Source organism: Micromonospora sp. NPDC048868, from assembly GCF_043198195.1.
GTDB classification, from domain to species: Bacteria; Actinomycetota; Actinomycetes; order Mycobacteriales; family Micromonosporaceae; genus Micromonospora; species Micromonospora reichwaldensis.
On the sequence record NZ_JBICUN010000011.1, the window covers coordinates 82,010 to 96,270 of the forward strand.

Below are 14,261 nucleotides of genomic sequence, written 5' to 3' on the forward strand. Positions count from 1 at the left end.
TAGGTTACCGTTAAGTAGGAGATGGTCCGGCACGGGCGGAGGAGAGACATGGACCTGAGTGCCGAGCGGCCCTGGCTGCGCAGCTACGCCCCGGGCGTGCCGGCGACCGTCGCGCCGTCCAACGAGTCGCTGGTCGACCTGCTGCGCGACGCCGCCCACCGCTTCGGCCCCCGGATCGCCCTGGACTTCTTCGGCGCCACCACCACGTACGCCGACCTGGACGACCAGGTGGGCCGGGGAGCCGAGGCGCTGCGCCGGCTCGGCGTCGGCCGGGGCGACCGGGTGGCGCTGGTGCTGCCGAACTGCCCGCAGCACGTGGTCGCCTTCTACGCCGTGCTGCGGCTCGGCGCGGTGGTGGTGGAGCACAACCCGCTCTACACCGCGCAGGAGCTCACCCGGCAACTCGCCGACCACGGCGCCCGGGTCGCGGTGGTCTGGGACAAGGTGGCCCCCCTCGTCCGCGACAGCGCGGGCGCGACGGCCGTCGAGACCGTGGTCGCGGTGGACCTCACCCGGGCCCTGCCCCGGCGCAAGCGCTGGGCGCTGCGGCTGCCGTTGGCCCGGGCGCGGGCCACCCGCGCGGCGATGACCGGGCCCGCGCCCGGAGCGCTGTCCTGGGAGCGGCTGGTGGCCGAGGCCGGCCCGCTAGCCGCCGCGCACCCCGCCCCCGGCCCGGACGACACGGCGCTGTTGCAGTACACGGGCGGCACCACCGGCACGCCGAAGGGCGCCATCCTGAGCCACCGTAACCTGCGGACCAACGCGGCGCAGGGCCGCGCCTGGGTGCCGGGCCTGCGCGACGGCGAGGAGACGGTGTACGCGGTGCTGCCGCTGTTCCACGCGTACGGGCTGACGCTCTGTCTCACCTTCTCGGTGGGCATCGGCGCCACGCTGGTGCTGTTCCCCCGCTTCGACCTGGACCAGACGCTGGCGGCGGTGCGTCGCCAGCCGCCGACCTTCCTGCCCGCCGTCCCGCCGATCTACGAAAAGCTCGCCACGACCGCCCGGGAACGCGGGATCGACCTCTCCTCGGCCCGGTACGCCATCTCCGGCGCCATGGCGCTGCCCCCGGCGACGGTCGAGCTGTGGGAGTCGGTCACCGGCGGGCTGCTCGTCGAGGGCTACGGCATGACCGAGACCTCCCCCGTCGCGCTCGGCAACCCGGTCTCCCCCGCCCGCCGGCCGGGCACGGTCGGCGTGCCGTTCCCGTCCACCGACATCCGCATCGTCGACCCCGAGGATCCGTCGCGCGACCGCGCCCCGGGTGAGGCGGGCGAGCTGCTGATCCGGGGGCCGCAGGTGTTCGCCGGCTACTGGAACCGCCCGGCGGAGACGGCGGCGGCGCTGCTGCCCGACGGCTGGCTGCGTACCGGGGACGTCGTGGTGGCCGACGCCGACGGCTTCGTCAGCGTGGTCGACCGGATCAAGGAGCTGATCATCACCGGCGGGTTCAACGTCTACCCGTCGGAGGTGGAGGACGCGTTGCGCCGCGTTCCCGGCGTCCGCGACGCCGCTGTGGTCGGCCTGCCCGGCGAGCACGGCGGCGAGGAGGTGGTGGCGGCTGTCGTCCTGGACGAGGGCGCCGAGCCACCTGACGAGGCGGGCCTGCGGGCGGCGTGCCGTCGGCACCTGGCCGGCTACAAGGTGCCCCGCCGCGTGGTCGTCGTCGAGGACCTGCCCCGGTCCCAGATCGGCAAGGTCCTGCGCCGCGAGGTCCGCGACCGGTTGCTCGCCGACGGCTGAGACCGCCGGGCCCGGGCACCGCGATGGCGGGTGAGGCGGTGTCGTGGGCCAAGCGAGCGGTGCAGCGGCGGGTAGTGCGGATCGGGTCGGCCGGCACCCCGACGGCCGGCACCCCGTCGGGCGGCACCCCGACGGGCGGCACCCCGACGGGCGGCACCCCGTCGGGCGGCGCCGTCGCCCCGGCCGCCGACCGGTCAGGCGACGGGCGGGCCGGCCCGCAGGACGCGCCGGGCCCGGCGGCGGTCGAGCCACCGGGGCTCGGGCGGGTCCGTCGGATCGACGCCGGTGACCAGGTCCAGCAGGATGAGCGCCCAGAAGCCGGCCGCGCTGAGCATGTTGCGGGCGCGGCCCGGCTCCGGCGCTCCCGGTGGCAGCACGACCTGCGCCCACCGCCAGGCCACCCAGGCGATCTCCCGGTCCGGGTGGTGCCGTCCGGAGCGGCTGAGCAGCCGTACCTCGCGTCGCGCGGGAGCCGGCAGCCGCCACCAGCGCCGCAGGGTCTCCAGCCGTTCCCCGGCTCCGTCTGCGGGCGGCGGAACGGTCACGTCACCGGGGTTCATGGCTGGCAAGGATAGGCGGGCCGCGCACCAACGATCCCGGTGGGACAGGGCACCCCGCTGGGGCCGGCGGGACCGGTGAGGGCAGCCGGACCGGCGGGGCAGCGGGACCGGCAGAGGGCGGCGGAACCGGCCGGGGGCAGCGGAACCGGCGGGGGCGGGTCAGAACCAGTCGTCGCGCATCTCCAGCGTGGTCCGGTCGAGGCTGTCCAGCAGGTCGAACTGGGGGCCGGTGCGAGGCAGCTCGTGCCGGAAGAAGTACCGGGCGGCCTGCCGCTTGCCGGCGTGCAGGTCGGCGTCCGGGCCGTCGCCGGGGTCGCCGGCCGCCTCGACGACGAGAAGCTGCTCCAGCCACATCCACGCGATCACCACGTGGCCGACCGCCTCCAGGTAGACGCTGGCGTTGGCCAGCGCCACCTCCGGGTCGCCGGTGCTCCACAGTCGCCGGGTGACCAGGGCGACCCGGTCGAGGGCGGCGCCGAGCGGGGCGGCCAGCTCGGCGGCCTCGCCCCCGGCCCGCCACGCGCGGGTGGTCGTGGCCCGGACCGTCTCCACCAGCAGCGCCAGCCCGGCCCCGTCGCGCATGGTGACCTTGCGCCCCAGCAGGTCCAGCGCCTGGATGCCGTGGGTGCCCTCGTGGATCGGGTTGAGCCGGTTGTCGCGCCAGTGCTGCTCGACGTCGTAGTCGCGGGTGTAGCCGGAGCCGCCGTGCACCTGGATGGCCAGGTCGTTGGCGGCCAGGCACCACTGTGACGGCCAGCTCTTCGCGATCGGGGTGAGCACGTCCAGCAGCAGCCGCGCCCGCTCCCGGTCCGCCGCGTCCGGCGCGGTCTTCTCCTCGTCGAGCAGCCGACCGCAGTAGAGGACGAACGCCAGGGCGCCCTCCACGTAGCTCTTCTGCGCCAGCAGCATCCGGCGCACGTCCGGGTGGGCGACGATGGGCACCTGCGGCGTCGCCGGGTCCTTGTCGGCCAGCGGTCGGCCCTGTGGCCGCTGGCGGGCGTACGCGAGGGACTTGAGGTAGCCGGTGTAGCCGAGGGCGGTGGCGCCGGCACCCACCCCGACGCGCGCCTCGTTCATCATGTGGAACATCTGCGCCAGGCCCTGGTGCGGCTCACCGACCAGGTAGCCGACCGCGCCGGGGCGCCCGCCGGGCCGGTGCACGCCCTCGCCGAAGTTGAGCAGCGTGTTGGTGGTGCCCCGGTAGCCCATCTTGTGGTTGAGGCCGACCAGCACGACGTCGTTGCGGGCGCCGAGCGCGCCGTCGTCGCCCAGCAGCACCTTCGGGACGATGAACAGCGAGATCCCCTTGACCCCGGGCGGGCCGCCGGGGATCCGGGCGAGCACCAGGTGGACGATGTTCTCCGACAGCTCGTGGTCGCCGCCGGAGATCCACATCTTGGTGCCGTGCAGCCGGTACGTCCCGTCGTCCTGCGGCTCGGCGCGGGTGGTGATGTCGGCCAGCGAGCTGCCGGCCTGCGGCTCGGACAGGCACATCGTGCCGAAGAAACGCCCCTGCACCATCGGGCGGACCCAGGTGTCGATCTGCTCGGGGCTGCCGTGCGCCAGCAGCAGGTTGGCGTTGCCGAGGGTCAGCAGCGGGTACGCCGAGGTGCCGGCGTTGGCGGCCTGGAGCCAGGCGAAGCAGGCGGCCCGTACGACGTGCGGCAGTTGCATGCCGCCGACGGACGCGTCCATGCCGGCGCCCAGCAGCCCGGTCTCGGCGAAGACGTCGAGGGCCTGCTTGACCTGCGCGATGGTGTGCACCCGGCGGCCGTCGAAGGTGGGCTCGGCGAGGTCGGCGGCCCGGTTGTGCGGGGCGAACCGCTCGACCGCGACCCGCTCGGCGAGTTCCAGCACGGCGTCGAAGGTCTCCCGGGAGTGCTCGGCGTAGCGGTGCCGCTCGGTCAGCCGGGTCACGTCCAGCCAGTCGTGCAGCAGGAAGCGCAGGTCGCGACGGGAGAGCAGGGTGGACGACACGGGTCTCCTTCCGTCGACGGGCGGGCCGTCGGCCGCGGCGCGGCCCGGCGACGCCCTCGCGCAGGTCATCCTGTCTGATCCGGCCGGCCACCGCACCACCCGATGCCCGTGCCCCCGCTACCGGCGGCGGCGCGGGCGGCCGCTGTCGGGGCGGGCGGAGCAGGGCATCACACCGCAATCCGGACAGGTTCTTGCCATATCGATAGACAGGTCCCTATCCTCGCTGGAAAGCGCTTTCCGGGCACGGGCGACGGCACCACCAGAGCGGATCTTGGCGGCCTCGCGGCCGACGCCGACGACCTCGACGGTCGAGGCCGAGGCGGAACCGCCGACCCGCTCCACATCGAGAAGAACACCTCCACAGCCGGGTCGACGAGCGACCCGTCCGGCGGCCGGCGACACGTCGGCAGCCTCGACGGCCCGACCACGGCACGTGACAGCGACACCCGAAATTTCATACGAAGGTGAGGCAAGGATGAGACGACCAGTCGCACTGCGACTCCAGGTGGCACTGGCCACGACAGCCGTCGGGGCCGCGCTCGGCGTGGCGGCCCTGCCGATGCCGCAGGCGTCGGCAGCCGCCGGCGCCGCCACCGGCTACGCGACCCAGAACGGCGGCACGACCGGCGGCGCGGGCGGGCAGACGGTACGGGTCAGCACGGGCACCGGGATCCACACGGCCCTGTGCACCCGGGCCAGCAGCAGCACCCCGATCATCATCGAGGTGCAGGGGACCATCAACCACGGCAACACCGCCAAGGTGTCGGGCGACAGCTGCAACACCGCCGCCGGCGTGATCGAGCTCAAGCAGATCAGCAACGTCACGATCATCGGGGTCGGCACCGGAGCCGTCTTCGACCAGCTGGGCATCCACATCCGCGATTCCAGCAACATCATCATCCGGAACGTGACGGTCCGGAACGTCAAGAAGTCGGGCTCGCCCACGTCCAACGGCGGTGACGCCATCGGCATGGAGAGCACCGTCCGCAACGTCTGGGTCGACCACGCCACCCTGGAGGCCTCGGGCGGGGAGTCGGAGGGGTACGACGGCCTCTTCGACATGAAGGACAACGTCCAGTACGTGACGCTGTCGTACAGCATCCTGCGCAACTCCGGCCGTGGCGGCCTCATCGGGTCCAGCGAGAGCGACCGCTCGAACGGCTTCGTCACGTTCCACCACAACCTGTACGAGAACATCGACTCCCGTACGCCCCTGCTGCGCGGCGGCATCGCGCACATCTACAACAACCACTACGTGAGCCTGCACGAGTCCGGCATCAACTCGCGGGCCGGAGCCAGGGCCAAGGTGGAGAACAACTACTTCCGGAACTCCAAGGACGTCCTCGGCACCTTCTACACCAGCGAGGCCGGCTACTGGCAGGTCGCCGGAAACGTCTTCGACAACGTGACCTGGTCCAGCCGCAGCGGCGACAACAACCCGGCCGGCCCGAACCCGGTGTCCAACACCAGCGTCAGCATCCCGTACTCGTACAGCCTGGACGGGGCCGCCTGCGTGCCGGACATCGTCCGCCAGACGGCCGGCGCCAACACCGGCCTGCGGGAGTCGAACGGCAGCTGCTCGCCGCAGACGCCGGCACCGACGCCGACCACCCCCACGCCGGGGCCGACCACCAGCCCGACGCCCGGGCCGACCAGCAGCCCCACCCCTGGGCCGACGAACCCGCCCAGCGGGAGCAACCTCAGCATCGGCGCCGGCTCCGACGGCTCCAGCAAGGCCGACGGCACGAGCTACGGCAACGTGCGCGACGGCAGCCTGAGCACCCACTGGTCGCCGTCGGGCGCGACCGGCGACATCTCGATCAAGTGGGGTTCCGCCACCAGCGTGGCCCGGGTCGTCATCCGTGAGCCGTCGGGCACCCAGGGCAGCATCGGGTCCTGGCAGCTCGTCAACCACGGCACCGGTGCCGTCCTGGCCTCCGGCAGCGGGGCGGGCGTCATCACCTTCCCCTCGACGTCCCTGACCAAGATCACGTTCAGGATCACCGGTTCGAGCGGCGCGCCGAAGGTCGCCGAGTTCGAGACCTACGCCAGCTAGTTTCCCCGCTCCCCCTGCCGTCCGGGACCGGCGTCCCGGTCCCGGGCGGCAGCGGCGGCCCGGTCCCCGGACGGCAGCGGCGGCCCGGTCCCCGGACGGCAGCGGCGACCCCGGTCCCCGGACGGCAGCGGCGACCCCGGTCCCGGGCGGCAGCGGCGTCGGCGCGGCGCGCACCGCCGCCACCGGTCCCCGGCGACGGGCCAGAAGGTCAGGCCACCTCGGCGAGCAGGCCGTCGACGAGGTCGCGCGGCAGCCCGTGGGTGTCGTGCAGATCGCGGTAGTCCGCCTCGGTCAGCGGTCCCCGGGACCGGCGCCGGGAGACCACCGGCCGCCCGCGCCGCAGCAGCTCCCGGAACCGCCGTTCCTCGCCGGAGAACACGTCCCGCACCTCGTCCACGCCGACGGGCTGCCGGAACCCGTCGAGGGTGTGCCGTACCGGCCCGGTCGGCAGGTCGGACAGGGTCCTGGACGCGTCGTCGCGCCACAGCATGGTGAGCGTCCGGCGCAACAGCCGGCGCAGCACGTAGCCGCGGCCGGTGTTCGAGGGCCGTACGCCGTCGCCGACCACCGCCACGCCCGTACGCAGGTGGTCGCCGACCACGCGCAGCGACGCGTCGCGCAGGCCCCACACGTCGGACACGTCGCGCACCCACGGCACGAGGCCCTCGCCCTCGTGGACCGAGCGGTGCCCGCGCAGCACCATCTCCAGCCGTTCGAGGCCCATCCCGGTGTCCACGTTGGGCTGGCGCAGCGGCGTCAGTCGGCCGTCGGGGTGCCGGTGGTAGCGCATCCCCACGTGGTTCCAGACCTCCATCCACCGCTCGTCGGTGCCGGGGGTGCCGTGGGGCGGGCCGTCGCCGGTCCAGACGAAGATCTCGGTGTCGGGTCCGCACGGCCCCGTCGGGCCGTTGGACCACCAGTTCTCCTCCCCCGTCAGCTCCACGGGCACGCCCAGCTCGCCCCACGTGCGCAGCGACTGTTCGTCCGGGCCGACCCGGTCGTCGCCGCCGAAGACCGTCGCGTGCATCCGGTCGTGCGGCACGCCGAAGCCGTCGCGCAGCAGCTCGTAGCCCCACCGCAGGCTGCGGGGCAGGTCGTAGTCGCCGAGCGACCAGGAGCCCAGCATCCGGAACAGGGTCAGGTGGGTGGAGTCGCCCACCTCGTCCAGGTCGGTGGTGCGCAGGCAGCGCTGCACGTTCACCAGCCGCCGGCCCAGCGGGTGGGGCCGACCCTCCAGGTAGGGGGTCAGGGGGTGCATCCCGGAGGTGGTGAAGAGCACCGGGTCGCCCGGCGGCGGGATCAGGGAGCCGTCGGGCACGAGTTCGTGGCCGCGCTCGCGGAAGAAGTCGAGGAAGGTGCGGCTGATCGGGTCGTACGTCATGGCGGTGGCCTTTCCGGGTGGGACGACCGGAAAGGGTCCGCCGCCGGGGACCGGCGGGCCGACGGGGACGAGAAAGCCGGCAGACCGTTTCCGGTCGCCGGCGGGTGATGGTGAGGTCAGGCGGCGGCGACCGACGAGCGCGAAGCTCGCGCGGCCGCGGCGGCGAAGGGGTGCCTGATCTCCATGCCCCGACTGTACGGGGACACCTCGCCGCCGCCCAGCGCGTTTCGCGGCGGGCGGCGGCGTCGGGGGCGGGTCAGACGCCGGACGTGGCGAGCGCCGGCGCGGGGCGGTCGTCGACCCGGCGGGGCGCCTTCCGGTTCGGCAACGACAGCCGGACGACCTTCCGCCACGCGGAGAAGACCTGCCGGGGCAGCGAGCCGGTGGTGTACTTCAGCCCGTAGCGGTCGAACAGTGCCCGCACCTCGGGGGCGATCTCCTGGTAGCGGTTGCTGGGCAGGTCCGGGAAGAGGTGGTGCTCGATCTGGAACGACAGGTTGCCGGTCATGATGTGCATCAGCCGGCTGCCGCTGATGTTGGCCGAGCCGAGCATCTGGCGCACGTACCACTCGCCGCGGGTCTCGCCCTCGATCGAGCGCCGGGAGAAGGTCTCCACGCCCTCCGGGAAGTGCCCGCACATGATCACCGAGTGGCTCCACAGGTTGCGCAGGAGATTGGCGGTGAAGGTGGCGGCCAGCGTGTGCAGGAACGAGGGCCCCGACAGCAGCGGGTGCACCACGTAGTCCTTGAGCACCTGCCGGCGGATCTTGCGGCCCACTGCCCGGGCCCGGGCCCGGAACTCGGGCTTCTTGTGCCGGCCCTTGCGCAGGTTGCGCCCCAGTTCCAGGTCGTACGCGGCGATGCCGTACTCGAAGAAGCAGGCGTTGATGAAGTTCCACAGCGGCTGCCCCAGGTGGAACGGGTGCCACCGCTGGTCCTCGTCGACGCGCATGATGCCGTAGCCGAGGTCGTTGTCCTTGCCGAGGACGTTCGTGTACGTGTGGTGCAGCTCGTTGTGCGAGTGCTTCCACTGGTCGGCGGGCGAGACGTGGTCCCACTCCCAGGTGGTGGAGTGGATCTTCGGGTCGCGCATCCAGTCCCACTGGCCGTGCAGGACGTTGTGGCCGACCTCCATGTTCTCCAGGATCTTGGCCACGGTCAGGCCGGCCGTGCCCACGATCCAGGCGGGCGGGAAGAGGGAGAACAGCAGCACCACCCGGCTGCCGATCTCCAGCTTGCGCTGGGTGGAGATGACCCGGCGGATGTAGGCGGCGTCGTGCTCGCCCCTGCTGGCGACCACCCGTTCGCGGATCGCGTCGAGTTCCCTGCCGATGGTCTCGATGTCCTCGGCGGTGAGGTGGGCGATCGGGTTCACGGGCTTGTTCTGGATCACGGTCACGTCAGGTACTCCGGTCAGTGGTCGATGTCGCAGGGGCCGGCCGCCGCCGACACGCAGGTCTGGATGCGGACGCCGTCGCCGGGCACCGCCGTGGTCAGTTCCCCGTTTCGCAGGTCCCGAACCGCGCCCTGGCGCAGCGGCAGGACGCAGCCGAAGCAGATGCCCATCCGGCAGCCCGAGGGCATCAGCACCCCGGCGTTCTCGCCGGCGTCGAGCAGCGGGGTCGCCCCGTCGGCGGCGACGGTCACGCCCGAACGGACGAAGGTGACCGCGCCGCCCTCGCCGGGCGAGATGACGGTCGGCCGGAACCGCTCGGTGTGCAGCCGGTCGCCGCGCCCCCCGGCCGTCCAGTGCTCCTCCAGGGCGTCGAGCAGGCCGAGCGGGCCGCAGGCCCAGGTCTCCCGGTCGAGGTGGTCGGGCACGAGGCGGTCGAGGTCGGCCACGGTGAGCAGCCCGTCGGTGTCGGTGTGCCGCTCGACCAGCCGGATCGCGCCCCGCGCGGCCAGGTCCCGCAGCTCGGCGCCGAAGATCACGTCGGCGGGGGTGGGCGCCGAGTGCACCACGACGACGTCGGCGCCGCTCAGCCGGTCGGCGCGCAGCATCCCCATCACGGGGGTGACGCCGCTGCCCGCGGTCACGAAGAGCACCCGGGCCGGCGGCCGGCCCGGCAGCACGAAGTCGCCCTGGGCCTGGTCGAGCTGGACCAGCGTCCCGGGCCGGGTGCGCCGGACGAGATGGTTGCTGACGACCCCGTCGGGGATGGCCTTCACGGTGACCGAGATCGGCCCGCCCCGGCGCGCGGGGGGCGAGGTGACCGAGTAGGCCCGCCACTGGCGTACGCCGTCGACGTCGACGCCGAGGCGGACGTACTGCCCGGGGGTGTGCCCGCGCCAGTCCCGGCCGGGCCGGATCACCAGCGTCGCCGCGTCGGCGGTCTCGGGGCGCACGGCGAGGATCCGGCCGCGCAGATCGGCGCCGGAGCGCAGCGGGGCGACCATGTCGAGGTAGTCGTCGGGCAGCAACGGGGTGGTGACCGACGTGGCCAGCCGAAGGATCCGGCCCCGCAGGGCCGCCTTCCCGGAGGGGTTCGGGACGGTGGTGGTCATGATTCGATGGTCGCCGGCAGAATGGCATAAAATCTTGACCTGCGAAGGTGAACCGGACGAGGCTTTTTGTGCGGAGGGAACAAACGTGTCCGAACGCTCGGAGGCCACGCGGCGCGCGGCCCGCCTCGAGTTGGACGCCCGGGTGGCCGGCGCGCTGCACGCCCGGCTGCCCCTGCTCGCCGAGCGCACGGTGACCGCCATCACCGCCGAGGTGCCCAGCTACTCCGGTGCCCTGACCGGTCAGATGCGCGAGAAGATCGAGACCGCGGTGCAGATCGCGCTCGGCACGTTCCTCCAGCTCATCGGCCGTTCCCAGGGCGGCGATCCGAGCACCCCGCTGGTCGGCGCGCTGGAGGCCGCGTACGCCCTCGGCAGCGGCGAGGCGCGCTCCGGCCGGAGCATGGACGCCCTGCTCGCCGCGTACCGCGTCGGCGCCCGGGTCTCCTGGCGGGAGATGTCCACCACCACCGTGCAGGGCGGGTCGTCCGCCGCCACCGTCGCCGAGTTCGCCGAGCTGATGTTCGCGTACATCGACGAGCTTTCCGCCGCCAGCGTGGCCGGGCACGCCGACGAGCTGGCCAGCGCCGGGCGGGCCCGGCGACGCAACCTGGAGCGGCTCACCCAGCGGCTGCTCGCCGGGGAGCCCGAGGAGGCGCTGCTGCGCAGCGCCGAGCGGGCCGACTGGCCGCCGCCGCAGACCCTCACCGTCGTCCTGCTGCCCCGGGCCAACCTCCGCGCGGCGCTCGCCCGGCTGCACCCGCACACCCTGGAGAGCGGCGACGACCTTCCGGCGGGCGGGGCGGGCGAGGACCTGGCGGTGCTGCTGGTGCCCGACACGCACGGTGACCGGCGGCGGCAGCTCGCCCGGGTGCTGCACGGCCGCCGTGCCCTGCTCGGCCCCGCCCGGCCCTGGGCCCTGGTCGCCTCCTCCTACCAGCGGGCGGTCCGGGCCCTGTCGCTCGGCCTGCGCCCGGCCGACGACGGGCCGGCGCTGGACACCGAGGAGCACCTGGCCGAGCTGGTGCTGAGCACCGACCCGGAAGGGCTCGCCGACCTGCGCGCCCGGGTCCTGGCGCCGCTCGCGTCGCTGCCGCCCGGCACCGCCGACCGGCTCGCCGAGACCCTGCGCTCCTGGCTGCTGCACCAGGGCCGGCGCGACGACGTGGCCGCCGACCTCTTCGTGCACGCGCAGACCGTCCGCTACCGGATGGGCAAGCTCCGCGAGCTGTACGGCGAGCGCCTGACCGACCCGGCGACCGTCCTCGACCTCACCCTCGCCCTGGCCTTCCCACCCCGGACCGAGGCCGACGACCCAGCCCTCTGACCGGACCGGCCGCTCCCCTGCGTGGCCGACCGGTGACGCTCAGGTCAGATACCGGACAAACGCGTGCCACCCGTGCACCCGCGGTGCCACCCTGGTCCTCCCCCGCCCGCGATCACCCACCCGGCCACCGGACTCCACCGCAGGCCGCCCGGGTGACCGCCCGGCGGGGCGGACGGGGCCGCCTCCGGTACCGCGACGCCTTCCGCCAGGAGGCCGCCGGAGGGCCCCGGCGAGCGGGAGGACGGGCATGGCGTCGCACACGGGGGACGAGCCCGGGGCCGACCGGCCCGTCGTGGCCAGCGGGCCGACCCGCACCGTGGGCACCGGCCGGCTCCGCGACGCGCTCCGGACGACCCCGGCGCTGATCGTGCTCAGCGGCGCCGTACTGGTCGCCGCGTTGGCCGCCACCGCCGCCGTCGCCGTGCAGTCCCGCGCGTCGGCCACCACGCTGGGCGAGCGGTCCGCGGCGACCGCCGTGGGCACCAGCACGACCGCCCGCCAGATCTACCAGGGCCTCGCCGACGCCGACGTCGCGGCCAGCGCCGTCTTCCTGCTGCCGCCGGCCGAGGAGCGGCGGGCCCCGCTGGTGGCCGCCTACGACGCGTCCGTCCACGAGGTGGAGCGCACGCTGACCGACTCGATGGGCAACGCCGTCGGCGACCCGGACCGCCTCACCCGGCTGGCGACCATCGCCGCCCGGTTGAAGGTCTACCGCGACGTGGTGTGCGCCGCCCTGCGGGTCGCCGGTCCGCTCTCCGCGACGGCCCCGGGCGACCGGCAGCCCTGCCCGCCGGCCGGGGCGGCGGAGCAGGCCGGGACGGGCAGTCCGGCGGCCCGCGCGGTGCTCGCCTCGGCCTACGCGCGGGAGGCGTCGCACTACATGTCCACCGAGCTGCTCACCGCCGCCCAGGGCCTGTGGAACTACGACACCAGGCTGCTGCTCGACGCCCGCGCCGACGCCCGGCCCTGGCTGGCCGCGTCCGTACTGGTGCCGCTGGGCGCCCTCGCCACCCTGGTGGTGGTGCAGGTGTGGCTGCGCCGGCGGACCCGGCGCCGGCTGAACGCGGGCCTGCTGCTGGCCTCGGTGGCCACCACGGCCGTGCTGGCCATGCTGGTCTCCTCGTGGTGGCACTGGCCGGACGCCGACCGGGGGTTCCCGGAGCTGGAACGGGCGATCGACGCGCAGAGCGCCACCCAGCAGCGGCTCGGCGCCCTGCTGGCCGGCCGGGCCGACGTCTACCTGGGGCTCGGCGCGAGCGTCGACCCGGCCGGGCACAAGGCGGACTTCGACAGCCGGGACCTCTGCTCCGGGCCCGCCGCAGGGCGGGAACCGCCGAAGGACCGGATCGACTGCACCGCGCTGGAGCGGGACGTCTGGCCGGCCCGGCAGATCAAGACGCCCGACGCGTTCCGCGACGCGGTCGACACCGTGCTCGCCGAGGGATCGGCGGGCCGGGCGTTCGTCGCGGCGGAGGGCCACCTGCTGACCGAACTGACCACCCGCAACGAGGAGGTCACCCGGATGGTCGACGGGCTGCCCGAGGCACGCCGCCACCTGGGCGGCGCCGCCGCCTGGGTCACCCTGCTCGCCGCCGCCGGTGTGGTCGCCGGGCTGCGCCAGCGCCACCTGGAGTACCAGTGACCACACCCCGGCGGACCCCGACGCGGCGCCGGGCCGCGTCGCTCGCGCTCCTGGCGGCGCTGGCCGGGTGCGCCGCGCCAGCGGCACCCGCTCCCGCGCCCCCCGCGCGGCCGCCGGGGGTGGCCACGACGCCGACCACCGACGCGACCGGCGGGGTCTGCCCGGTGCGCCGCAGCCTCCCGCCCGACCCGACGCCCCCGCGCCGGATCCTCGACAAGGGCGAGCTGGTCGCCGGGGTGGACCCGTCCGACGCCACCATGAGCCACTGGGACGCCAGCACCCAGCGGTTCGAGGGGTTCAACATCGAGCTGATGCTGGCCGTGGCCCGCGCCCTCTGGCCGGCCGACGACCCACGCAACCGGCTCACCTTCAAGGCGGTGCCGCCCGGTCAGGGCGCCTTCGCCATGCTCGACAAGGGGGAGATCGACGTCGTCGCCACGTCGCTGACCGCGTCCTGCGAGCGGGCCCGGCGGGTGCTGTTCTCCAACGACTACCTCGACTCCGGGCAGACGGTGCTGGTCCGCCGGAACGCCGACGGCACGCCCGAGTTCGCGGGCATGGAACAGCTCGGCGGCCGGCGGGTCTGCGCCGCCACGGACACCACCTCGCTGGCGATGATCGCCGGCTACCGCACCGCGGGCGGCCTGCAGCCGGTCCCGGTGCACGCCCCGCACCCGGTCGACTGCCTGGTCATGCTGCGTCAGAAGCAGGTCGACGGGGTCAGCACCGACGACAACATCCTGCTGGGCTTCGCCCGGATGGCCCCGGACACGACGCTGGTGACCGAGGCGCCCCGGCCGGAGAGGCGCTCCTGCGACCAGCACCGGGACGAGGAATGCACCTGGTTCACCGACGAGCCGCACGCCTTCGCGTTCCGCCTGACCGACGGCCGGGAGCTGGTCGCGTTCGTCAACCACGTGCTGGCGCAGCCGCGTACGGCGGTGGTGTGGCAGCAGGCCCACGACCGGTGGCTCGCCGGCCACCGGGACCGGGGCATGCCGTCGCCCGGGCCGGTCACCACCGGCTGGCCGCCCCCCGACCCCGCGCCGGCCGCCCCCCGGCCGGCCGACTGA

General features: G+C 74.4%; 10 protein-coding genes. 5 read left to right on the plus strand and 5 right to left on the minus strand.

The window, feature by feature from the left end; all coding sequences use genetic code 11:
* The first annotated feature begins 48 nt into the window (after positions 1 to 48).
* Positions 49 to 1,743: a long-chain-fatty-acid--CoA ligase gene (locus ACGFNF_RS19175; protein WP_357578036.1), complete on the plus strand. Its 1,695-nt coding sequence runs from the start codon at positions 49 to 51 to the stop codon at positions 1,741 to 1,743.
* A gap of 194 nt (positions 1,744 to 1,937) precedes the next feature.
* Here the strand turns inward: ACGFNF_RS19175 and ACGFNF_RS19180 are convergent, their stop codons facing one another.
* Both ACGFNF_RS19180 and ACGFNF_RS19185 read right to left on the minus strand, forming a co-directional pair.
* Positions 1,938 to 2,303: a hypothetical protein gene (locus ACGFNF_RS19180; RefSeq protein WP_357578035.1), complete on the minus strand. Its 366-nt coding sequence runs from the start codon at positions 2,301 to 2,303 to the stop codon at positions 1,938 to 1,940.
* Between the two features lie 159 nt (positions 2,304 to 2,462).
* Positions 2,463 to 4,280: an acyl-CoA dehydrogenase gene (locus tag ACGFNF_RS19185; RefSeq protein ID WP_357578034.1), complete on the minus strand. Its 1,818-nt coding sequence runs from the start codon at positions 4,278 to 4,280 to the stop codon at positions 2,463 to 2,465.
* Between the two features lie 475 nt (positions 4,281 to 4,755).
* Here ACGFNF_RS19185 and ACGFNF_RS19190 point away from each other — a divergent pair, with 475 nt between their 5' ends.
* Complete coding sequence (locus tag ACGFNF_RS19190) at positions 4,756 to 6,336, plus strand: polysaccharide lyase family 1 protein (protein WP_393169453.1); 1,581 nt, start codon at positions 4,756 to 4,758, stop codon at positions 6,334 to 6,336.
* 208 nt (positions 6,337 to 6,544) lie between these two features.
* Here ACGFNF_RS19190 and ACGFNF_RS19195 read toward each other — a convergent pair whose 3' ends face one another.
* The 3 genes from ACGFNF_RS19195 to ACGFNF_RS19205 form a co-directional block, all read right to left on the minus strand.
* Positions 6,545 to 7,717: an alanine--tRNA ligase-related protein gene (locus ACGFNF_RS19195; protein ID WP_393169455.1), complete on the minus strand. Its 1,173-nt coding sequence runs from the start codon at positions 7,715 to 7,717 to the stop codon at positions 6,545 to 6,547.
* A 256-nt stretch (positions 7,718 to 7,973) separates the two neighbouring features.
* On the minus strand, positions 7,974 to 9,116 hold the full coding sequence (locus ACGFNF_RS19200; RefSeq protein WP_357578031.1) for an acyl-CoA desaturase: 1,143 nt from the start codon (positions 9,114 to 9,116) through the stop codon (positions 7,974 to 7,976).
* 14 nt (positions 9,117 to 9,130) lie between these two features.
* Positions 9,131 to 10,222 (minus strand): ferredoxin reductase, encoded by a 1,092-nt coding sequence (locus tag ACGFNF_RS19205; RefSeq protein WP_393169457.1) that lies wholly within the window; start codon positions 10,220 to 10,222, stop codon positions 9,131 to 9,133.
* Positions 10,223 to 10,307: 85 nt separating this feature from the next.
* On the opposite strand from ACGFNF_RS19205, the gene ACGFNF_RS19210 reads away from it, so the two are divergent.
* The 3 genes from ACGFNF_RS19210 to ACGFNF_RS19220 all read left to right on the plus strand — a co-directional run bounded on the left by ACGFNF_RS19210 (position 10,308) and on the right by ACGFNF_RS19220 (position 14,261).
* Positions 10,308 to 11,546: a PucR family transcriptional regulator gene (locus ACGFNF_RS19210; RefSeq protein WP_393169459.1), complete on the plus strand. Its 1,239-nt coding sequence runs from the start codon at positions 10,308 to 10,310 to the stop codon at positions 11,544 to 11,546.
* A 247-nt stretch (positions 11,547 to 11,793) separates the two neighbouring features.
* The gene (locus ACGFNF_RS19215) at positions 11,794 to 13,188 is read left to right on the plus strand and encodes a hypothetical protein (protein WP_357578028.1); all 1,395 of its coding nucleotides are present in this window, start codon (positions 11,794 to 11,796) and stop codon (positions 13,186 to 13,188) included.
* The gene (locus ACGFNF_RS19220; RefSeq protein WP_357578027.1) at positions 13,185 to 14,261 is read left to right on the plus strand and encodes a transporter substrate-binding domain-containing protein; all 1,077 of its coding nucleotides are present in this window, start codon (positions 13,185 to 13,187) and stop codon (positions 14,259 to 14,261) included. Before ACGFNF_RS19215 ends, ACGFNF_RS19220 begins: the two co-directional genes overlap by 4 nt.